The organism is Amycolatopsis sp. BJA-103 (genome assembly GCF_002849735.1).
In the GTDB taxonomy this organism is placed as follows: domain Bacteria; phylum Actinomycetota; class Actinomycetes; order Mycobacteriales; family Pseudonocardiaceae; genus Amycolatopsis.
Map to the genome: position 1 here is coordinate 4,262,657 of NZ_CP017780.1, position 20,981 is coordinate 4,283,637.

Here is a 20,981-nt window from a genome sequence, read left to right on the forward strand (position 1 = left end):
CTGCGAAGACCACCGTGCTGACGACACCGCCGCGAAGGAATACTCCCCTCACAGCTGGTCCAGTTTGACCTGTCTGTACGCATGACGCCAGTTAAGGTTGCCCTTGTCACCAAGATGATGGCGTAACTCCCGTCACACTCACCTCTCCTCGCTCTTCTAGTACCCGTTCTGATGGCGGGACAACCCACCCTTGTGTGGTCCGCGTTAGCTCGACGAGGCGTTCTCAGCTTCGGGCGAATACGGTCATTCCGTGCCCCGAATCCCGCTCCCTCGTACGCGAGGCGCGAAGCTCATCGCGCTCGCCGCGGTCGTGGTGGTCCTGGCCGCCGCGGCCGTCGTGTGGACGAACAGCGATCCCGCTCCGTCCACGGTCAAAACCCAGGAAGCGACTCTCGACCTGCCGGAAGTCCCCGGCTCGTCCGAGGTCGTCAAGATCGACACGACCACGTACCTTCCCGAGCAGACCCCGGCGCCCGCCGTCTTGCTCGCCCACGGCTTCGGTGGCGACAAGAACAGCGTCGCCACCGAAGCACGCGAGCTCGCCGAGAAGGGTTTCGTCGTCCTCGCCTGGTCCGCGCGTGGTTTCGGCCGCAGCACCGGGAAGATCGCGCTCAACGACCCCGACCGCGAGGTCGCCGACGCCCGGAAGCTGATCGACACCCTGGCCGCACGGCCCGAGGTCCTCAGCGAAAACGGCGATCCGAAGGTGGCCGTGTCCGGCGCTTCGTACGGCGGCGCGCTTTCGCTGCTGCTCGCCGGGACCGACAAGCGGGTCGACGCGATCGCACCGGTGATCACCTACAACGACCTGGCGCAGGGACTCTTCCCGAACGCCGCCGCCCCGGCGGCGCCGAACGCCACCACTCCCGCCGCCGGAGCGTTCACTTCGGACGGTGTCTTCAAGAGGTCGTGGGCGGGCATCTTCTTCTCCGCCGGTTCCGGTGCGGCCCAGGGTGGATCACCTTCCAACGACGCGCCCGAGGCCGGTGACGAGACCAGTGAGTCCGGCGCCTCCCAGGGCGCGGCCGCGGCGGGCGCGGCGGCGCAGTCCCTTCCGCTCGGCGGCCCGAACGGACAGCGGCCGACACCCGGTCCCGCCGACCCGTGTGGACGGTTCACCGCCGACGTCTGTCAGGCCTACACCGAACTCGCGACCACCGGCAAGGCGAGCCAGCGCACCGTCGACCTGCTTCGCCGCGTCTCCCCCGCGTCCGTGACGGACAAGATCACCGTGCCGACCCTGCTGGTGCAGGGCGAAAGCGACACTCTGTTCGGATTGGACCAGTCCGACGCGACCGCCCGGCAGATCGCCGCGGCGGGCGGCAAGGTCCGCACGATCTGGTACACCGGCGGCCACGACGGCGGGAAGCCCGGGCAGAAGCTCCGGGCGCAGATCGCCGATTTCCTCAAGTTCTCACTGACCGGCCAGGGCACCGATCCCGGCACCGGGTTCAGCTACGACATCCAGGGCACGCTGCGGGCCAACGGCGCCCCTTCGGTCCGGACCGTCACCGCCCCCGCGTACCCGGGAGCGACCGGGGACGCCACCGAGCGGCGGCGTTTCGCGCTGGAGGGCCCGGCCCAGCCGGTCGTCCGGCCCGCGGGCGGCAACCCCGCCGCGGTGAGCGGGATCCCCGGTTTGAACGGAGCGGTCGCGGGCTCGTCCCGGCTTTCCGGGCTGTTCAGTATCGACCCGCCCGGTCAGGCCGCGCAGTTCGCGACGGCGCCGCTTGGCGAGCAGACGATCGTGGCCGGTTCGTCCACGGTCCGGCTGCAGGTGTCCGCGGATCCTTCCGCCGCGCCGGCGCAGAAGGAAGCCGTCCTGTTCGCGAAGCTCTACGACGTCAACTCGGAAGGCGTCCGCACGCTCCCGGCCAACGCCGTCGCACCCTTCCGTGTCTCCGGTCTGCCCGCCGACGGCAGCCCGGTCGAGGTGACGGTGACCCTGCCGGGCATCGTGCGGCCGCTGGAGGCCGGGCACACGCTCCGGCTCGTCGTCGGCACGACGGATCAGGCGTTCGCCACCCCGGTCGAACCCGCGGTGTTCCGCATCGGGCTGGCGGACGGTGGAGGGCTGGGAGTCCCGGTCGTCCACGGCACGTCGGTCGGCGCGGGAGCACCCGTCGCGCAGCTGCTCGGGATCGCCGGAACCCTGCTCGCGGGGATCGCGATCACGGTGATCGCCGCGTTCCGCCGCCGCCGCGCCCACGACGTCGACGAGAGCCTCTCGAAGACGCCGCTGGTGATCGAGGGCCTGCACAAGTCCTACGCGGGCGGTTTCGTCGCGGTGAAGGACCTGTCGTTCCGGGTCGAACCCGGCCAGGTGCTCGGGCTGCTCGGGCCGAACGGCGCGGGCAAGACGACGACGCTGCGCATGCTGATGGGGCTGATCACGCCGACGGCGGGCCACATCCGCGTGTTCGGCCATCTGATCGCTCCCGGCGCGCCGGTGCTGTCCCGGATCGGGTCCTTTGTGGAGGGATCGGGCTTCCTGCCGCACCTGTCCGGCAAGGAGAACCTGGAGTTGTACTGGGCGAGCACGGGCCGCCCGAAGGAGAGGGCGCATTTCGCCGAGGCACTGGAGATCGCCGGGCTCGGCGACGCGGTGAACCGGCGGGTCCGCACCTACAGCCAGGGCATGCGGCAGCGGCTCGCGATCGCGCAGGCGATGCTCGGCCTGCCGGAGCTCATGGTGCTCGACGAACCGACCAACGGACTCGACCCGCCACAGATCCACCAGATGCGCGAGGTGCTCCAGCGCTACGCGGCGACGGGGCGCACCGTGGTGGTCTCGAGCCACCTGCTGGCCGAGGTCGAGCAGACCTGTACGCACGTGGTCGTGATGCACCGCGGCATGCTGGTCGCTTCGGGTGAGGTCGGCGAACTGGCCGCGTCCAGCGGCGAGGCGACCTTCCGGGTCGACAAGCCCGCCGAAGCGGCCGAAGCGCTGCGGAAGGTCGGGGGCGTTTCCGGCGTCGACGTCGACGGGGAACTGGTCCACGCGGATCTCGACGGTCTCGCGCGCGCCGAGGCGGTCGCCGCCCTCGTGCGGGCCGGGGTCGCGGTCGAGCAGGCCGGGCCGCGGCGCCGTCTGGAAGACGCGTTCCTGCAGCTGGTCGGAGAGGACTCGAAGGGTGAGTAAGACCAATGGCTCCGGCCCGGTGACCCGGGCGGATCACGGAGTGCACACCGATCCGGCGGCCCTGCTGGAGCTGACCGAGGTCGCGTCGCACGAACGCACCGAGGTCGGCCCGGACGGGGCGGTGGCGGGTTACCGCGCCGACCGGACGCTGCGGCTCGGCGTCGAACTGAAACGGCAGCTCAAACGGCGGCGGACCCAGCTCATGCTGGGGTTCGTCGCGCTGCTGCCGTTCATCCTGGTGATCGCTTTCGAGATCGGGCAGGCCAACCCGAACCGCCGCAGCGGCGGATTCGTCGACCTCGCCACCGCGAGCGCGCCGAACTTCGTGGTGCTCGCGCTGTTCGTCTCCGGGACGTTCCTGCTCCCGATGATCGTGGCGCTGTTCTACGGCGACACGATCGCGAGCGAGGCGTCGTGGTCGAGCCTGAAATACCTGCTCGCGATGCCGGTCCCCCGGCATCGGGTGCTGCGGCAGAAGGCGATCGTCTCCGGCATCCTGTCCGCGATCGCGCTGATCCTGTTGCCGCTGGTGGCGCTGATAGTCGGCGTCATCTGGTACGGGGCGGGCGACGCGATCAGCCCAACCGGGGACGCGGTGTCGTTCAGCGACAGCCTCGTGGCCATGGGGCTGGCGACGATCTACATCATCCTGCAGCTGGCGTGGGTGGCCGGTCTGGCGATGCTGCTCTCGGTCGCCACCGATGCCCCGCTGGGCGCTGTCGGCGGTGCGGTGATCGTCGCGATCGTTTCGCAGATCCTCGACCAGATCACCGCACTGGAAGGGCTGAGGGACTATCTGCCGACGCATTTCGCGTTCTCGTGGATGGATCTGATCTCGACCGACATCGACTGGACGAACATGGCCAACGGCCTGCTGTCGGCGGCGTTGTACGGCACGGTGTTCTTCCTCCTGGCCGGTCGCCGGTTCGCGACGAAGGACATCACCAGCTGAGAGCGTTTCCGTACTCGAAAACCACCGGGGCCCACCGGGAAGACGAAAATCGCTTCCCTGGTGGGCCCCGGTTTTCACTGGCCGTGGCGACCTTCACCCATTAGCGCCGGTAATCGGTGTTTCATGCGCATGAGACCATCGATTTTCCGATCATCGACTCATTGGGTGAAAAGTTACCGTTCAGCTTCGGCGACCTCCGGGAAATCCTTATCTTCAGGGGAAAGGTGCCGACGCGAGCAGAAAGCGGGGACGTGACCATGACCCAGTCACTGGAGATCCCGGTCCAAGAATTCTCCCTTGCTTGGACCATGACCGCCGACAAGGGCGGCAGAGTCGGATTCGCCGCTTCTGGTCAGGTGACACTTCTCGACAACAAGCGTTTCTACAAGATCGACGGGGTCCTCTACATCTCCGAGGGCAGCGCCTACTGCCGCGACATCGGCAACCCGCATCTGTTCGTCCGCCGCAACGGCGTCGAGGAGAGCGGCAGGCAGTGGGGCTGGGAGACCATCTGCAACCGCAAGTCTTGCAGCAGGCTGTGCGCGATGGACGCGTACTTCGTCCGCACCGGCTACTGGTCGCCCTCCGACCGGGCGATCCAGCTGAGCATCGGCGCGGAATCCGGCTGGAACCGCAAGCGTTCCTTCAGCCCGACGATCACCGTGCGCCTCGCGGATTGAGCGGTCCACTGTAGATCTCCGCGGGCTCGGGTACGGTCGGCCCATGGCCACCTCTTCGATCCGCGTGGACGACGAAGGCGGGATCGCCGTCGTCACCCTCCAGCACGGCAAGGCGAACACCCTCGACACGGAATTCTGCCAAGAGCTGGCCCTCCGGCTCGAAGACGTCCAGCTCGGCGGCTGTCGCGGGGTCGTGCTGACCGGTACCGGCGGCGTCTTCTCGGCAGGTGTCGACCTCCGACGGGTGCACGACGGCGGCGCGGACTACGTCGAGGACTTCCTGCCCGCGCTGTCGGATGCGTTCCTCTCGGTGTTCGGCTTCCCCGGCCCGGTGGTCGCGGCCGTCAACGGACACGCGATCGCCGGCGGGGCCGTGCTGGCCGCCGCCTGCGACCGCCGCGTCCTCGCCGACGGCCCTGGCCGGATCGGGATCACCGAACTGCTCGTCGGCGTCCCGTTCCCGTTGGCGGCGCTGGAGATCCTGCGGTCCGGGTTCGGCGCCGACATCCTCGCCGAACTCGCGTTCCTCGGCGAGACCCACCTGCCGGAGGACGCGCTCCGGCTCGGGCTGGTGAACGAGGTGACCGCGCCCGAGTCCGTGCTGCCGCGCGCGATCGAGGTGGCCGGGAAACTCGCCGAGATCCCCGCGGCCGCGTACGCGCACACGAAGGCCCAGCTGCACCGGCCGTTCCACGAGCGGATCGCCGAGCACCGCACCGGCGACGACGCCCACGTCCTCGAACTGTGGAGCTCACCCGAGGCGCTCGCGGCCATCAAGGCCTACGTCGAACGCGTGCTCCGCCGCGCCGGATAGCCGTCCCGGTCACCGGGACACCGTCCGGATAGGCGATTGCCCACCGGCGGCGACTCTGTGAGTATCCGACCGCTCAACAGGTCCCGATGGGGAGGGCATGGATGCGGAAGCTCACGGCGGCGTGGTCGGTCCTGGCGATCACCGTTCTCTCACTGGCCGGGCTGACCCCGGTCGCGCAGGCGGCACCCGAGGACGTCAAAGAGGCACTCGGGCGGATACCCGGCCTGACCGTCGTCTCGGAAAATCCGGCGCCGACCGGATACCGGTTCTTCAAGCTCAGCTACACCCAGCCCGTGGACCACCGCAGGCCTGGCTCCGGCACCTTCCAGCAGCGTTTCACCTTGCTGCACAAGGAGTTCCGCTCGCCGACCGTGGTGTACACGAGCGGGTACAACGTGTCGGAATCGCCCAACCGCTCGGAGCCGACCCAGATCGTCGACGGCAACCAGCTGTCGATGGAGTACCGGTTCTTCACCCCGTCGCGACCGGACCGGCCGGACTGGGGCAAGCACCTGACCATCTGGCAGGCCGCCGCCGACCAGCACCGCGCTGTGGAGGCCTTCAAGCGGCTCTACCCGGGCAAGTGGCTCGCGACGGGCGGCAGCAAGGGCGGCATGACGGCGACCTACTTCCGTAGGTTCTTCCCGAACGACGTCGACGCGACGATCCCCTACGTCGCGCCCAACGACGTCATCAACTCGCACGACCGCTACAACCGGTTCCTGGCGAACGTCGGGAACGACCCGGCCTGCCGGTCTGCGCTGAAGGCGATCCAGCGCGACGTGCTGACCCGGCGTCCGGAGTTCGCGGCGCTCGCCGCGGCGGACGCGGCCAAGAACGGCTACACGTTCACGACCGTCGGCTCGGCCGACATCTCGCTGGAGATTTCGGTCATCGACTCGTACTTCGCCTTCTGGCAGTACCAGAAGCAGTCCGACTGCGCGACGATCCCGAAGGCCGGCGCCCCGGTGGCCGAGGTCTACGCGTGGTTCGAACGCGTCGAAAGCCTCAACACCTACTCCGACCAGAACCTCGGGATCTACGTCCCCTACTACTTCCAGGCGGCCTATCAGCTCGGCGCCCCGGAGTCCTACGAAGGCTATCTCCGGGATCTGCTGCGCTACCCGGGAACCAACGTGTCGCGGACGTTCGTGCCGAAGTCGGTCGACATCCCGCGGTTCGATCACCTGGCGATGCCGGACATCGACTTCTGGGTGAAGACGCAGGGGAAGCGGCTGCTGTTCGTCTACGGCGGGAACGATCCTTGGGGCGCGGAACCGTTCCAGCTCGGCTTCGGCACGAAGGACTCGTACAGCTACACCGTGCCGGGCGGGAACCACGGCGCGCGGATCTCGCAGCTTCCGGCGGCTCAGGCAGCCGAAGCGACGAACAACGTACGGCGCTGGGCGGGACTGCCCCCGGTTTCGCCCGGGGTGACCACGCGCTCGGTGCCGTCCGGCTTCCCGGACTTCGACGCGGACCTGAGCCTGCAGCACCGCCCGCGCCTCTGACCCTCACGCGTTTCGTCCTCTAGTTGCGGTAGTTGCACGCGCTACTTGATGCCGGCCGCGTCCATGCCGCGCAGTTCCTTCTTGAGGTCGGAGACCTCGTCCCGCAGCCGGGCCGCCAGCTCGAACTGCAGGTCGCGCGCGGCCTGCATCATCTGCTCGGTCATCTGCTGGATGAGGTCGGCCAGCTGGGCGCGCGGCATCCCGGAGACGTCCTTGTCGACGAGCATCCCGGAGCTGCGCACCCTGTCGCCCTGCTCGGGCTTCTTGCCGCGCGACGCGTTCCGGCCCGAACCGCCGACGGCGACCGTCTCCTCCGAGTCCTCGGCCTCGCTGTAGACGCGGTCGAGGATGTCGGCGATCTTCTTCCGCAGCGGCTGCGGGTCGACGCCGCGTTCCTCGTTGTAGGCGACCTGCTTCTCGCGGCGGCGATCGGTCTCGTCGATGGCGTGCCGCATCGAGTCGGTGATCTTGTCCGCGTACATGTGGACTTCACCCGACACGTTTCGCGCGGCACGGCCGATCGTCTGGATCAGCGACGTGCCGCTGCGGAGGAAGCCTTCCTTGTCCGCGTCGAGGATCGCGACCAGCGAGACCTCGGGCAGGTCGAGGCCCTCACGGAGCAGGTTGATGCCGACCAGCACGTCGAAGTCGCCCGCCCGCAACTGCCGCAGCAGCTCGATCCGGCGCAGGGTGTCCACCTCGGAGTGCAGGTACCGCACCCGGATGCCCAGCTCCAGCAGGTAGTCGGTGAGGTCCTCGGACATCTTCTTGGTGAGCGTGGTGACCAGGACGCGCTCGTCCTTCTCGGCCCGCTCGCGGATCTCGTGCACCAGGTCGTCGATCTGGCCTTCGGTGGGCTTCACGACCACCTTCGGGTCGACCAGGCCGGTCGGCCGGATGACCTGCTCGACGAACTCGCCGCCCGCCTGCCCCATCTCGTACGGCCCCGGCGTCGCCGACAGGTACACCGTCTGCCCGATCCGGTCGGTGAACTCCTCCCAGGTCAACGGCCGGTTGTCCACCGCGCTGGGCAGCCGGAACCCGAACTCGACCAGGTTCCGCTTCCGCGACATGTCGCCTTCGAACATGCCGCCGATCTGCGGGACGGTCTGGTGCGACTCGTCGATGACCAGCAGGAAGTCGTCCGGGAAGTAGTCGATCAGCGTGGCGGGCGCCGTCCCCGCCTCGCGGCCGTCGATATGCCGCGAGTAGTTCTCGATGCCGGAGCAGAACCCGACCTGGCGCATCATCTCGATGTCGTACGCGGTGCGCATCCGCAGCCGCTGCGCCTCGAGCAGCTTGCCCTGCTTCTCCAGCTCGGCCAGCCGCTGCTCCAGCTCGGCCTCGATGCCGTGGATGGCCTTCTCCATCCGCTCCGGGCCCGCGACGTAGTGCGTGGCCGGGAAGATGCGGACCTCGTCGACCTCTTTCACGATGTCGCCGGTGAGCGGGTGCAGGTAGTACAGCTTCTCGATCTCGTCGCCGAAGAACTCGACGCGGATCGCCAGTTCCTCGTACGCCGGGATGATCTCGACCGTGTCGCCGCGGGCGCGGAAGGTGCCGCGGGCGAAGGCGATGTCGTTGCGGGTGTACTGCACGTCCACCAGTGCGCGGAGGAAAACGTCCCGGTCGAGCTGCTCGCCGACCTTCAGCTCCGAGGACCGGTCCAGATACGACTGGGGTGTGCCGAGGCCGTAGATGCACGAGACACTCGCGACCACGATGACGTCGCGCCGCGAAAGCAGGTTCATCGTCGCCGAGTGCCGCAGCCGCTCGACGTCGTCGTTGATCGACGAGTCCTTCTCGATGTAGGTGTCCGTCTGCGCGATGTACGCCTCGGGCTGGTAGTAGTCGTAGTAACTGACGAAGTACTCGACCGCGTTGTGCGGGAACAGCTCCCTCAGCTCGTTCGCCAGCTGCGCGGCGAGCGTCTTGTTCGGCGCCATCACCAGCGTCGGGCGCTGGACGCGCTCGATCAGCCAGGCCGTCGTCGCCGACTTACCGGTACCCGTCGCGCCCAGCAGCACGACGTCCCGCTCGCCCGCGTTGACCCGGCGTTCGAGCTCGTCGATGGCCGCCGGCTGGTCACCGGCGGGCTTGTAGTCACTGACGACCTCGAACCGGCCGCCGGTCCGGGGGATGTCCGTGACGGGCCGGTGGTCCGACTGGGCGAGTACGGGGTGTTCGGTTGCGAAAGCCACGAGGACCAGAGTAGGCGCTGGGTCCGACAGTTTCCGTTTCGCCTGGTCGGCTCAACAGGAACAGTCACAGCAGTTGCAGCAGTCACAACCGTCACAGTTGTTGCACCAGGCCTCGTGCGGCTTCCCGCTCCACGCCCCCGGGAACGGGTCCCGGCAGCAGAACTGGCACGAGCAGCACATGTAGGTCGCCACCGCGCAGCCGAAGAAGAACCCCCTCGGGCGGGCGGGCACCCGGAACTTCGGCGTCCAGCAGCAACCACCCTGGCCGTCGGTCGGCGGGCCGCCGTGCTTCCGCTTCTGCTTGGGCGGCTCCTGGGGCGGGCCTCCACCACCGGGAGCGCCCGGCGGCGGAGGTGGCGGCTGGTAACCGCCCTGGTGAGCCGGATACGGCTGATGCGGATGCTGTTGCGGCTGAGGTCCGGGACCGATCCACCCCGGCGGGGGCTGCTGGGATCCGTGCCCGAAGGCCCGCCGCACCGCCTGACGCAGTTCGTGCACCAGCAACGCGTGCACCAGCTTGGGCTGATCGAACCTCACCTCGCGAAGGGCGAGTTCGACACCGAACACGGCGTCGTCGCACAGCCGCCGCGCCTCGGCGAGCCCGGTCCCGGTGGCCGTCAGCGGGTTCCAGGCACCGGCGGCCTCGTCCACGGCGAGATCTTCGACGGCGTCGAGCAGATGCGCGGCCCTGCCGAACAGGCGACCGGCCTCGGCCAGCGGCGCGGCGTTCTCCGGACGCCCGGCCAGCACGGCGGTGTGCGCGAACGCGGCCGAAGTCGCCAGTTCGGCGGGTTCGGTGGCGAGCACGGCCGAATCACCGAGGCTGACGGCGCGTTCGATCTCGCCCTGCCTGTCGACGGCCTCAGTGAGGACCGCCGTGTCGAACCCGACTCTGATGCCCGTGCGGCTCCCCTGGTCCGCCCAGCGCGTCGCCACCCGCCTCGCGGCGAGAGCGACGGAGCGCCGCGCGAAGGCGCCGTCACGGTCCTCGACGTGGTCACTGATCTTGGCCGAAGCCAGCACGAGGGAGACCGCCGCCGCGAGCTGGGCACCATCCCCCTTCGCGACCGACGTTCCCTTCATCGCCCGAAGCGGACAAGGACCGGCGTCGCGCCGTCCCTCCGCACGCGGCGACTGGGCTTCGACGAGCGCCGAGATGATCAAGCCGTCATAGTTCGTCACCATTCGGGCGAGATGTCCGTGTTCGTCGCGCAACGCCAGGCAAAGACCGCAGAGATGAGCGAGCCAATCCGCGTGCAGACCCGCGGAGAGCCGATGGCGGCACGGCCTGATGATCCCGAACATGCGTTGTCTCCCACTCACCCCTATGGCGGAACCAGCGCACCCTATCCGCCCCCGGCGCCTTACTCCGGCGAAAGCACGAAACCGTGATCGTCCACCCGGTTGGGTGGTGGCCGCGGACGCCGGGGCCTTCCAAGATGGGCGCATGACCGCGCTGCACCCGCCCAAGGTCGAGTACTTCGATCCGGCCGCGAAGACCAACACGGATCCCAAGGGCGTCGTGAGGGACGTCGAGGAATACCGCGAGGAGCCCTTCGGCCTCTACATGGCGCGACCGGCTCCGGGGCGGAAGCAGTTCCGCTACCTCGAGTCCTGGCTGCTGCCGGATCTCGGCCTGCGGATCACCGACTTCTGGTTCAACCCCGGCCACGAACGCGATCAGGACTTCTACCTCGACGTCGTCGACATCCGTCGTGAAGACGGCGTCTGGGTCGCCACCGACCTGTATCTCGACCTCGTCCTGCGGGACAAGAAGTCCGTCGAGGTGATCGACACCGACGAACTCCTCGCCGCGGTCACCACCGGGCTGCTCTCCGCCGCCGACGGCGAACGCGCGCTCGGCGTCAGCCACACGACCGTGGACGGGCTGGCCGCCCACGGTCACGACCTGCGCCACTGGCTGTCCACAAAGGACATCACGCTCGGCTGGCGGCGGCATTGACCGGTCCACATCCACCGATCGGTTGATCCTGACTCATCCCTAGGATGAACGGACCCTGACCGGCCGGACGATTACCGGAGGAGTTGCCTCACGGGACCCTCGATCATCAGCGAAACCGATCGAGAGGGGGCGGATACCCGTGGTCGTCGAGGCCGAGGGACTCCGAGAGCGGTACAGGGAACGAGAACGCGCGGAGGTCGCGCCGTTCGCCAGGACGCCGGTGCTCGCGATCGCCGGGGCGATGGGGGCGGTGCTCACGGCGACGGCCGGTCGCTACGGCTACTTCGGCGACGAGCTGTACTTCCTGGCGGCGGGCCGGCATCTGGACTGGGGGTATGCCGACCAGCCGCCGCTGTTGCCGCTCCTGGCCCGGCTGATGGACGCGTTCGGCGCCGATTCACCCTTCGTCCTGCGGATCCCGGCGACGCTGGCGATGGTCGCCGGAGTCGTGCTGACCGCGTTGATCGCCAGGGAACTGGGCGGCGGACGCCGGGCGCAGGTGATCGCGGCGGCGACCTTCGCGGTGTCCGTCCAGATGCTCGGCGGCGGGCACTACCTGGCGACCAGCACCCTCGACCCGTTCCTGTGGACGCTGCTGATCTGGCTGCTCGTCCGGTGGACCCGGACCCGCGCGGACGGCCTCCTGCTCTGGAGCGGCGTGGTGACCGGGTTCGCGCTGAACACGAAGTTCCTCATCGGGGCGTTCTGGGTCGTCGCGCTGGCCGCCGCGGTGGTCTTCGGGCCGCGCGATCTCCTCCGCCGTCCGGCGCTCTGGTTCGGCGCGCTGATCGCCGTCGCGATGATCACCCCCACGCTCGTCTGGCAGGCCGCGAACGGCTGGCCGCAGCTGACGATGGGCGCCGCGATCTCCCAGGAGGTTTCGGCGGGCTGGGGCGGGCGGGCCACGTTCGTTCCGACGCTGGTGATGAGCGCGGGCGTCCCGGTGGGGATGGTCCTCGTCTGTTACGGGCTGTGGCGGCTGCTGCGCTCCGAACGCCTGCGGCCGTACCGGTTCCTCGGCTGGACCGCGCTCGGCGTACTCGCCCTGTTCCTGCTGGCGAACGGGCGTTACTACTACGCGGCCGGGATGTTCGCCCCGCTGTTCGCGGCCGCCGCGGTGGAGATCGAAGCGGGTCAGGCGTCGAAGTACTGGCGCTGGATCGCCACCTGGCCGGTCTACGTCCTGGCGGCGGTGGTCACGATTCCGCAGACGCTTCCGATCCTCCCGCCGTCGTCGGTCGCGAGCACCCCGGCCTGGGCGCGGCCGCTCCTCGCCGACGAGGAGATCGGCTGGCGGGAGATCACGGAGTCGGTGGCGGGGGCGTACCGCGCCGTTCCCGACCCGTCTCGCACGGGCGTCATCGCGGCGAAGTACTGGCAGGCCAGTGCCATCGACCACTATGGACCGGAGCTGGGGCTTCCGTCGCCGTCGAGCCCGAACCGCGGCTACGCGACTTTCCCGCGGCCGCCGGAATCGGCACGGGACGTCCTGTTCGTCGGGAACGACGCTTCGGTGCTTGTGCCGTACTTCACGCAGGTGCGTGACGTCGGTGCGCTCGACAACCGTGCCGGGGTGCCGAATTCGAGTCAGGGCATGAAGATCTGGCTGGCCACGGGCCGGAACGGGACGTGGGACGAGGTGTGGCCGAGACTCACGGACTGGGGCTTCTGAGCCTCACCGGTCCTTTCACGACCGACGTGTCGCGCCGGTGGCGGCTAGGGTGCGAGAGGACCGGCACCCGAAGGATCTGCGAGGAATGGATGGAAGCCGCCAGCGCGGCCGAAACACCGACCGCGTCCGGCACGGCGTTCGCCCGGCTCCCGGTGGCGCTGCTCGCCGCCGCGACCGCGGCGGTCCTGCTGGCGACAGCGTGGCGGTACGGCTACTTCGGCGACGAACTGTACTTCCTCTCCGCGGGCAAGCGGCTGGCCTGGGGTTACGCCGATCAGCCGCCGGTGCTCCCCTTCCTGGCGATGCTGATGGACTGGCTCGCGCCGGGCAACGTCTTCGTGTTCCGGCTCCCCGCCGTCCTCGCGACGGCCGCGGGGGTCGTGTTCACCGGGCTCATCGCCTACGAGATGGGCGGCGACCGCCGGGCGCAGACCCGTGCGGCCGCCGCGTACGCGATCTGCGGGCAGTTCATCGGGAGCGGGCACTACCTGGCGACCTCGACGATCGACCCGGCCTTGTGGGCGCTCATCGCGTGGCTGCTCGTGCGGTGGATGCGGACGCGTGACGACAACCTGTTGCTGTGGCTGGGCGTGGCCACCGCCGTCGCGCTGAACGTCAAGCTCCTCGTCGCGACGTTCTGGGTCGCCGCCGGGGTCGCGATCCTCATCTTCGGACCCCGGGATCTCTTGCGCAGGCCGAAACTCTGGCTCGGCGCGGGAATCGCCGCGGTGTCGCTCGTGCCCACGCTGTGGTGGCAGGCCTCGAACGGCTGGCCGCAACTGGAGATGGGCGACGTCATCGCGCACGAGACCACCGGCGGCTGGAGCGGCCGCGCCGGGTTCCTGCCCGCCCTGCTGACCGGGGCCGGGCTCGGCATCGGTGTCGTGGGCGTCCTTTATGGACTCGGGGTGCTGCTGTTCTCGGCCAAGTCGCGCGAGTACCGTTTCCTCGGCTGGACCGCCGTCGGGGTGATCGCGCTGTTCATCCTGTCCAACGGCCGGTACTACTACGCGGCGGGCATGTTCGGCGTCCTGTGGGCGGGCGCGGCCGTCCACTTCGGACAGCTGAAGCCGTCACTGTGGTTCCGCTGGATCCCGACCTGGCCGGTGTTCCTGCTTTCCGCGCTGTACACCCTTCCGTACGCGCTGCCGGTCTGGCCCGCCACCTGGCTCGCGGAAGGCCGCGAGGTCCCGCGTCCGGCGTACGCGCTGGAGGAGATCGGCTGGCCGGACCTCGCCCGTTCGGTCGCGGACGCCTATCACCGGCTCCCGCCGGAGCAGCGAGCGCGCACCACGCTCGTCACGGCCGGGTACTGGCAGGCCGGGGCGCTGGACCGGTACGGCGCCGACTACGGACTGCCCGCCGTGTACAGCCCCAGCCGGGGCTTCTGGTATTTCGGCCGCCCGCCCGAGACCGCGGACAGCGTGCTGTTCGTCGGACCCGATCCGGCGCGGCTGCTGCGTTCGTTCACCGAAGCCCGGATCGTTTCCCACGTCGACAACGAGCTCGGTGTCCGCAACGTGAGCCGCGGGATGCCGATCTGGCTGGTCACCGGCCACACCGAATCCTGGGCGACGGCGTGGCCCGGCCTGCGGGAATTCCGCGTGTGACCTACGGCGTCCAGCCCACCGACGCGGCCCACGCGTCGGCCCGCGCGAAGGCCGCGTCGACCCAGACCTGCTTCTCGTCGGTGTACCGCTCGACGGTCCCGTCTCCGGCGTGCTTCGCGGCCATGGCGTTCTTGACCGCGGCGTAGGCGTCACGCTCGTCGGAGTTGCGGCGCAGCCACTCCGGGAACAGCAGCGCGAGCCGCCAGGCCGGCGTCTCCTGGGAGCGGACGTGCAGGTTGACCGGACGGCGCGGGTCGCCACCGAAGTGGAACCGTTTCGGCCAGGTGCCTTCTTCGCCGTGCGCGTCGTCGAACCACTCGCCCTCCGCGCGCGGGAACCCGGCGTCGGACAGCGCTTCGGACAGCTCGTCGGCCTTGTCCAAAGTGGACACGGTCAGCTGGAGGTCGAGGATGTCCTTGGCGGGCAGCCCCGGCACCGACGTCGAACCGATGTGGTCGACCCGCACGGCCTTGTCCCCCACCACCATGCGGATCCGCGCGAGTGCCCGTTCGGCCTGCGCGGGCCACGTCTGGTCGTACTGGGCGATCTTCGGCGACATCGGCGCCCGCGGCTTGCGGAGCCGCACGTTCGCCTCGAACGGGGTCAGCCTGTCCGCCCACAGTGCGTCGACGTCGGCGAGCACGATGTCGGGCGCTCCGCTGTTGTCGAACCAGACGTCGGCCACCGCCCGGCGCTGATCGGTCGTGGCCTGCGCCTTGATCCTGGCGCGCGCGTCGGTCTCGGCCATCCCCCGCGCCTCGACCAGGCGGCGGACCCGGACCTCTTCCGGCGCGTCGACCATCACGACGAGGTGGTACATCGGCGCGAGGCCGCCTTCGACCAGCAGCGGGATGTCATGGACGATGATCGCGTCCGGCGCCGCTCCCGCCATCAACTCGGCCGTGCGCGCGCCGACCCTCGGGTGGACGATCGAGTTCAGCCGTTTGCGGGACTCCTCGTCGGCGAACGCCTTGGCGGCGAGCGCGGCGCGATCGAGCGAACCGTCGGACGCGAGGATGTCGTCCCCGAACGCTTCGACGAGCTCGGCGAGCCCGGGTGTCCCCGGTTCGACGACCTCCCTGGCGATCTTGTCGGAGTCGATGGGGACGGCACCGTGCTCGGAAAGCCGGTTCGCCACCGTCGATTTTCCGGCGCCGATCCCGCCGGTCAGGCCCACACGCAGCATGACGATCAGCCTAGTGGCGTCACCTGGGACGACCGCCGAGGGTCACGCGATGGGTACATCCGGCACAGACAGGTGCAAAAGGCAAGATCATCGTGACGCGCGACTCAACCATTTCGAGTGACACGCCGGTCGGTTACGCGGATTTGGGGCCTCGATTGCGTACCGTGCGCGGCGAAGGTAGCCCACACGGAGGAACGATGGCAGACGGCAAGCACACTGGAAGGCACCGGCTCGGATCGCCGGGCCTGGTGCACTGTGTCCTCCATCGTCCCGTGGCCGAAGCCCTCGCCGAATACCGGCGCACCTGGCTGAGCGCGCTCATGGTCCCCGCCAGGCACAGCTTTGCCGGGCTCCGCCGCAAGGCCCGCGCCGCGGCGCTCGAACGCATCTGGGTTCCGGCCGTCCGGCCCGCCACCTCCTGACCCCGTCCCACCCCGCACCGCAAGTAGTCCTCTACTTGCGGTAGTTGCGCGTGCAAGGACCACATCCAGAGGACGAAACGCGGAAAAGACAGCGGCCCCGGTCCGTGATGGACCGGGGCCGCTGTCTGTCAGCTAGTGGCTGAGCGCCTGGATCACGCGCCGCCCGACAGCTTCTCGCGGAGAGCCGCGAGCTGCTCGTCGCTGGCCAGCGTGCCACCGCTCTTGGCCTCGGCCGGAGCGGAGGTGTAGCTCTGCTCGCCCGAGTCGCTGCTGCTGCTGGTGACACCGGTCGCGGCGTCGGCGGCTGCCTCGGCGTCGGCCTCGGCGGCCTTGACGACCTGCTTCATGTGAGCCTCGTAGCGGGTGTGAGCCTCGGCGTACTGACGCTCCCACTCCTCACGCTGCTTGTCGAAGCCGTCCTGCCACTCCTGGGTGTCCGGGTCGAAGCCCTCGGGGTAGATGTAGTTCCCCTCGGTGTCGTACTCGGCGGCCATGCCGTACTGAGTGGGGTCGAACTCGGTCTCCGGCGTGACGCCCTCGTTCGCCTGCTTCAGCGACAGCGAGATGCGACGACGCTCGAGGTCGATGTCGATGACCTTGACCATCACGTCGCCGTTGACCTGGACGACCTGCTCCGGGATCTCCACGTGGCGCTCGGCCAGCTCGGAGATGTGCACCAGGCCCTCGATGCCCTCTTCGACGCGCACGAACGCACCGAACGGAACGAGCTTGGTGACCTTGCCCGGCACGATCTGGCCGATCGCGTGGGTGCGGGCGAACTGACGCCACGGGTCTTCCTGGGTCGCCTTCAGCGACAGCGAGACGCGCTCGCGGTCCATGTCGACGTCCAGAACCTCGACCGTGACCTCCTGACCGACCTCGACGACCTCGGACGGGTGGTCGATGTGCTTCCAGGACAGCTCGGAGACGTGCACCAGGCCGTCGACGCCACCCAGGTCCACGAAGGCACCGAAGTTGACGATGGACGACACGACGCCCTTGCGGACCTGACCCTTGGCGAGCGCGTTGAGGAACTCGCTGCGCACCTCGGACTGGGTCTGCTCCAGGTAGGCACGGCGGGACAGGACCACGTTGTTGCGGTTCTTGTCCAGCTCGATGATCTTCGCCTCGAGCTCACGGCCCACGTACGGCTGCAGGTCGCGCACACGGCGCATCTCGACCAGCGACGCGGGCAGGAAGCCACGGAGGCCGATGTCCAGGATGAGGCCGCCCTTGACGACCTCGATGACGGTGCCCTTGACGGGCTCGTCCTTCTCCTTGAGCTCCTCGATCGTGCCCCAGGCGCGCTCGTACTGCGCACGCTTCTTGGACAGGATCAGACGGCCTTCCTTGTCCTCCTTCTGGAGGACCAGGGCTTCGACCTCATCGCCGACGGTGACAACCTCAGCCGGGTCGACATCGTGCTTGATGGAGAGCTCACGCGAGGGGATGACACCCTCGGTCTTGTAGCCGATGTCGAGCAGGACCTCGTCACGGTCAACCTTGACGATGGTTCCTTCGACGATGTCGCCATCGTTGAAGTACTTGATCGTCTTGTCGATCGCTGCGAGGAAATCTTCCTCCGACCCGATGTCGTTGATAGCGACCTGCGGGGCCCCAGTGGGGGCGGTCGGGGCGGTGGCGGTGTCGGTCGTCATTAGGCGGGTTGCTCCGGTGGATGGGAAGTAGTGGGTTTGCGGTTAGGGCACCATGGGCTCTTCCGGCATGAGGCGACCACGTCTGCAAACGTCCACAGGGAACGACCGCGAGCATCACCGCATCCGGTACGCGACCCCCTGACCCGGACGCTGAGCGAACCGGGGGAAAGAGTAGCGCGAACCCACTGCGCTAACAGATATCCTACGCGGCCCCCTGTACACGGCACAATCAGGGTGGCTACCGCGATCACGCCGGGCGGATAAGCTGTCCCGCGAAGCCCTGACCTGGGGAAAGGATATCGGTTTGAGTCAGCAGTCCGCCACCGAGCAGCAGCCGGAGGCCGAAAGGCACGCGCAGGCCGAGGAGCGGCTCGGCACCGCGGGGGTCGCCTATCGGGCGGTCTCGGCGCCCGAGGCGACGGCCGCGAACCTGGCGTGGTGGGACGCCGACGCCGACGACTACCAAGCGACCCACGGCGGGTTCCTCGGCGACGCGGACTTCGTCTGGTGCCCGGAGGGCGTCCGCGAGGCCGACGTCGCGCTCCTGGGTGAAGTCGGCGGCAAGCGGATCCTCGAGGTCGGCTGCGGGCAAGCGGCGTCCTCGCGCTGGCTCGCCGCGCAGGGTGCCGAAGCGGTGGCGACCGACCTGTCGGCGGGCATGCTCCGCCACGCGAGGGAGGGCAACGAGCGGACCGGTCCCGCCGTCCCGCTCGTGCAGGCGACGGCGGAGTCGCTCCCCTTCGCCGACGCGAGCTTCGACGCGGCGTGCTCGGCCTTCGGCGCGATCCCGTTCGTGGCGTCGGTGGACGTCGTGTTCGCCGAAGTCCACCGGGTGCTCCGGCCGGGTTCCCGCTGGGTGTTCTCGGTGACTCATCCGATGCGCTGGATCTTCCCCGACGACCCCGGGCCGCAGGGCCTCACCGTCACCCAGCCGTATTTCGACCGCACGCCCTACGTCGAGGTCGACGAGGAGGGAGTCGCGACCTACGTCGAGTACCACCGCACCCTCGGCGACTACGTCCGCGCGCTCGCCGACGCGGGTTTCGCGCTGACGGATCTCATCGAGCCCGCCTGGCCGGAGGGCCACTCCCGCACCTGGGGGCAGTGGAGCCCGCTGCGCGGCAAGCTCTTCCCCGGTACCGCGATCTTCTGCACCCAGCGGGGATGACCTCGACGGCGGCGCTGCAGCGAGCGCGGTTCGCCGCGCTCGACCCGCTGCTCCCGTCGCCGCCGCCGCTCCCGCCCGGCGAGCCCGTCGAAGCGGGCGGCGCCGCCGGGACGATCGCGCACGTGCGGTTCGCGACGGGCTCCTGGCAACGGCTCTGGAGCCCGGCGCACCTGCAGATCCTCACCGCGATCCTGCCCCGCGACGCCGGCGCGGGCATGAGCGCGCTGCTCTCCGCCTGGCGCGAGCGGATCGCGCTCGCCGACCCCGAACCCGATTCGTCGTGCACGGTCACCTGGCCCAGCCGTGACGTCGTGGTCACGCGGGCCCTGCTCGACCACGGGCTCGCGCCGCAACTGGCGCTGGCCGTCCGCGCGCCCGCGCTGGGCGAGGCGCACGCCGTGCCCGGCGTGACCGTCCGGGAATCCTCCGGCGGCGACCTGGAGGAGATCGTCGCGCTGCGGTTCGAAGAACTTCGCTACACCTCGTTCGTGGGCCACGGCGTCGTCCGCCCCGGGGCCAGGGCCCTGCTCGCCGAGGAGGTCCGGCGCGGGCTGCAGTTCGGCGGCCGCGTCTGGATCGCCGAAGAGGAAGGCGTCACGGTGGGGATCGTGACCGGCGGAAAGCGCTCCCCGGTCGCGGGCGACGCGCTCGCGGGACGACTGCCGCCCGGCGAGTGGGGCTACGTCGGCACGCTCGCGGTCACCGCCGCCGCGCGGGGGCGCGGGATCGGGCGCGCGCTGACCGCCGTGGCACACGACGAGCTGTTCTCTCCGTCGTCGCGCGGTACCTTCGTCTCGTACAATCCGGCCAATCCGCTTTCCCCGGTGTTCTGGCACCGGCAGGGTTATCGTCCTCTGTGGACGACGTGGGCGGCGAGCCCCGCCAGTGCCCTGCGGTAGCGGTGACCGGCGCGGTCGACCCTGGGGGCGGGATGGAAATCGAAAAGACGCTGTTCGACGCGCACCGGGCACGGTTCGCGGCGGTCGACCGGCTGCTGCCCGAAGCCGCCCCCGCCCCGGTCGCCGGCGAGCGGGTGGACGCCGCCACGGCGGCGGGTGTCCAGGTCACCGGCGTGGTCCAGCGGCAGTTGCACGGCCCGGACGACATCCCCCTGCTCTGGTCCGCCGCCGACGTGCGCCAGCTCTTCCCGTTCATCGGGAACACCGGCACCGAGGGCATGGACGTGCTGCTGCGCGCGTGGCGGACGTGGATGGACGCCGAATCCCCCGGTGAGGATTCGTCCTGCGTGGTCAATTGGCCGAGCCGGGACGCCGAGGCGATCCGCGCCTTCCTCGACCACGGGCTGGTGCCGATGTCCGCGCTCGCCGTGCGCACCGGCTGCCACCCCGACGCCGCGGCCGACGACGGGGTGACCATCCGCCGGGCACGGACGGAGGACTTCGAGGAAGTGCTCGCGATGGCCGTGTCGACGCACGACTACATCGGCCAGGTCGCCACCCGGCAGCGCTCGAACGCCGCCGAACTGCTCGCCCCGGCCCTGGAACGGGCCCTCGGCAAGGACACCCCGCTGCTGTGGCTCGCCGAGCGGGAGGGGGCGGCCGTCGCGTTCGCGCACGCCGCCTGGATCACGTCGTCACCGGGGTCGGCCGAGGCGGAACTCCTCCCCTACGGCCGCTGGGGCTACGTCAACAACGTCGTCACCGTGCCCGGCCTGCGCGGGAACGGACTCGGGCGGACCTTGATGTCCGTGGTGCACCAAGAGTTCTCCGCCGACGGCGCGGACGGCACCTACCTCTACTACAACCCGACCAACCCGCTTTCTTCGGTGTTCTGGCACCGGCAGGGTTATCGTCCACTGTGGACGTCCTGGGAGGTCCACCCCGCTTCGGCCCTGCGCTAGTCGAAAAGCAGCGCTAACCGTCCGGTTTGCGGTGGTTTCGTCACCCTTGCGTGTGACGTGGGCCCCGCGCGGTTGTGCACCTCCCAGGTCAGGGCTAACTTTTGAACTGACCAGTCAGTTCAAAAGTTCCGCGAGTCACCG

The 20,981-nt window shown here is 69.4% G+C and carries 16 protein-coding genes; 12 read left to right on the plus strand and 4 right to left on the minus strand.

The window, feature by feature from the left end:
* Positions 1–250: 250 nt before the first annotated feature.
* The 5 genes from BKN51_RS18400 (at position 251) to BKN51_RS18420 (ending at position 7,099) form a co-directional block, all read left to right on the plus strand.
* On the plus strand, positions 251–3,142 hold the full coding sequence (locus BKN51_RS18400) for an alpha/beta fold hydrolase (protein ID WP_101608815.1): 2,892 nt from the start codon (positions 251–253) through the stop codon (positions 3,140–3,142).
* Positions 3,135–4,094 carry an ABC transporter permease gene (locus BKN51_RS18405; protein ID WP_101608816.1) on the plus strand — a complete coding sequence of 320 codons (960 nt, stop codon included), beginning with the start codon at positions 3,135–3,137 and terminating at the stop codon, positions 4,092–4,094. Before BKN51_RS18400 ends, BKN51_RS18405 begins: the two co-directional genes overlap by 8 nt.
* 257 nt (positions 4,095–4,351) lie before the next feature.
* Entirely contained in the window at positions 4,352–4,774 is a 423-nt protein-coding gene (locus tag BKN51_RS18410; RefSeq protein ID WP_101613300.1) for a hypothetical protein, read from the plus strand.
* A gap of 43 nt (positions 4,775–4,817) precedes the next feature.
* Positions 4,818–5,588 carry an enoyl-CoA hydratase/isomerase family protein gene (locus BKN51_RS18415; RefSeq protein ID WP_101608817.1) on the plus strand — a complete coding sequence of 257 codons (771 nt, stop codon included), beginning with the start codon at positions 4,818–4,820 and terminating at the stop codon, positions 5,586–5,588.
* A 101-nt stretch (positions 5,589–5,689) separates the two neighbouring features.
* A complete protein-coding gene (locus tag BKN51_RS18420; RefSeq protein ID WP_101608818.1) occupies positions 5,690–7,099 on the plus strand; it encodes a S28 family serine protease in 1,410 nt (469 codons plus the stop codon).
* 41 nt (positions 7,100–7,140) lie between these two features.
* On the opposite strand, the gene uvrB is transcribed toward BKN51_RS18420, so the two are convergent.
* Positions 7,141–9,300, minus strand: coding sequence for an excinuclease ABC subunit UvrB (uvrB, locus tag BKN51_RS18425; RefSeq protein WP_101608819.1), 2,160 nt, complete (start codon positions 9,298–9,300; stop codon positions 7,141–7,143).
* A gap of 51 nt (positions 9,301–9,351) precedes the next feature.
* Positions 9,352–10,605 (minus strand): DUF5685 family protein, encoded by a 1,254-nt coding sequence (locus tag BKN51_RS18430; protein ID WP_101608820.1) that lies wholly within the window; start codon positions 10,603–10,605, stop codon positions 9,352–9,354.
* A gap of 142 nt (positions 10,606–10,747) precedes the next feature.
* On the opposite strand from BKN51_RS18430, the gene BKN51_RS18435 reads away from it, so the two are divergent.
* The 3 genes from BKN51_RS18435 to BKN51_RS18445 all read left to right on the plus strand — a co-directional run bounded on the left by BKN51_RS18435 (position 10,748) and on the right by BKN51_RS18445 (position 14,545).
* On the plus strand, positions 10,748–11,263 hold the full coding sequence (locus BKN51_RS18435; RefSeq protein ID WP_101608821.1) for a DUF402 domain-containing protein: 516 nt from the start codon (positions 10,748–10,750) through the stop codon (positions 11,261–11,263).
* 139 nt (positions 11,264–11,402) lie between these two features.
* Positions 11,403–12,935: an ArnT family glycosyltransferase gene (locus BKN51_RS18440; protein ID WP_101608822.1), complete on the plus strand. Its 1,533-nt coding sequence runs from the start codon at positions 11,403–11,405 to the stop codon at positions 12,933–12,935.
* A gap of 89 nt (positions 12,936–13,024) precedes the next feature.
* Entirely contained in the window at positions 13,025–14,545 is a 1,521-nt protein-coding gene (locus tag BKN51_RS18445) for an ArnT family glycosyltransferase (RefSeq protein ID WP_101608823.1), read from the plus strand.
* Position 14,546: 1 nt separating this feature from the next.
* Here the strand turns inward: BKN51_RS18445 and coaE are convergent, their stop codons facing one another.
* A complete protein-coding gene (gene coaE / locus BKN51_RS18450; RefSeq protein WP_101608824.1) occupies positions 14,547–15,731 on the minus strand; it encodes a dephospho-CoA kinase in 1,185 nt (394 codons plus the stop codon).
* A gap of 197 nt (positions 15,732–15,928) precedes the next feature.
* Here coaE and BKN51_RS18455 point away from each other — a divergent pair, with 197 nt between their 5' ends.
* Positions 15,929–16,153: a hypothetical protein gene (locus BKN51_RS18455; RefSeq protein WP_101608825.1), complete on the plus strand. Its 225-nt coding sequence runs from the start codon at positions 15,929–15,931 to the stop codon at positions 16,151–16,153.
* Between the two features lie 152 nt (positions 16,154–16,305).
* Here the strand turns inward: BKN51_RS18455 and rpsA are convergent, their stop codons facing one another.
* Positions 16,306–17,811 carry a 30S ribosomal protein S1 gene (rpsA, locus tag BKN51_RS18460; RefSeq protein WP_101608826.1) on the minus strand — a complete coding sequence of 502 codons (1,506 nt, stop codon included), beginning with the start codon at positions 17,809–17,811 and terminating at the stop codon, positions 16,306–16,308.
* Between the two features lie 304 nt (positions 17,812–18,115).
* Here rpsA and BKN51_RS18465 point away from each other — a divergent pair, with 304 nt between their 5' ends.
* Genes BKN51_RS18465 through BKN51_RS18475 form a run of 3 tightly spaced genes read left to right on the plus strand, consistent with a single transcriptional unit; the run spans position 18,116 to position 20,840 of the window.
* Positions 18,116–18,979: a class I SAM-dependent methyltransferase gene (locus BKN51_RS18465; protein ID WP_101608827.1), complete on the plus strand. Its 864-nt coding sequence runs from the start codon at positions 18,116–18,118 to the stop codon at positions 18,977–18,979.
* Positions 18,976–19,878, plus strand: coding sequence for a GNAT family N-acetyltransferase (locus BKN51_RS18470; protein WP_101608828.1), 903 nt, complete (start codon positions 18,976–18,978; stop codon positions 19,876–19,878). The genes BKN51_RS18465 and BKN51_RS18470 overlap by 4 nt, the downstream gene beginning before the upstream one ends.
* Positions 19,879–19,910: 32 nt before the next feature.
* Positions 19,911–20,840 (plus strand): GNAT family N-acetyltransferase, encoded by a 930-nt coding sequence (locus BKN51_RS18475; RefSeq protein ID WP_101608829.1) that lies wholly within the window; start codon positions 19,911–19,913, stop codon positions 20,838–20,840.
* The last annotated feature ends 141 nt before the right edge of the window (positions 20,841–20,981 follow it).

What these genes read in the sequence shown, in the direction of transcription:
- BKN51_RS18410 (WP_101613300.1), top strand. Translation starts at nt 4,352, where the DNA reads ATGACCCAGTCACTGGAGATCCCGGTCCAAGAATTCTCCCTTGCTTGG.
- BKN51_RS18415 (WP_101608817.1), top strand. Translation starts at nt 4,818, where the DNA reads ATGGCCACCTCTTCGATCCGCGTGGACGACGAAGGCGGGATCGCCGTC.
- BKN51_RS18420 (WP_101608818.1), top strand. Translation starts at nt 5,690, where the DNA reads ATGCGGAAGCTCACGGCGGCGTGGTCGGTCCTGGCGATCACCGTTCTC.
- BKN51_RS18430 (WP_101608820.1), bottom strand. Translation starts at nt 10,605, where the DNA reads ATGTTCGGGATCATCAGGCCGTGCCGCCATCGGCTCTCCGCGGGTCTG.
- BKN51_RS18435 (WP_101608821.1), top strand. Translation starts at nt 10,748, where the DNA reads ATGACCGCGCTGCACCCGCCCAAGGTCGAGTACTTCGATCCGGCCGCG.
- BKN51_RS18445 (WP_101608823.1), top strand. Translation starts at nt 13,025, where the DNA reads ATGGAAGCCGCCAGCGCGGCCGAAACACCGACCGCGTCCGGCACGGCG.
- coaE (WP_101608824.1), bottom strand. Translation starts at nt 15,731, where the DNA reads ATGCTGCGTGTGGGCCTGACCGGCGGGATCGGCGCCGGAAAATCGACG.
- BKN51_RS18455 (WP_101608825.1), top strand. Translation starts at nt 15,929, where the DNA reads ATGGCAGACGGCAAGCACACTGGAAGGCACCGGCTCGGATCGCCGGGC.
- rpsA (WP_101608826.1), bottom strand. Translation starts at nt 17,811, where the DNA reads ATGACGACCGACACCGCCACCGCCCCGACCGCCCCCACTGGGGCCCCG.
- BKN51_RS18470 (WP_101608828.1), top strand. Translation starts at nt 18,976, where the DNA reads ATGACCTCGACGGCGGCGCTGCAGCGAGCGCGGTTCGCCGCGCTCGAC.
- BKN51_RS18475 (WP_101608829.1), top strand. Translation starts at nt 19,911, where the DNA reads ATGGAAATCGAAAAGACGCTGTTCGACGCGCACCGGGCACGGTTCGCG.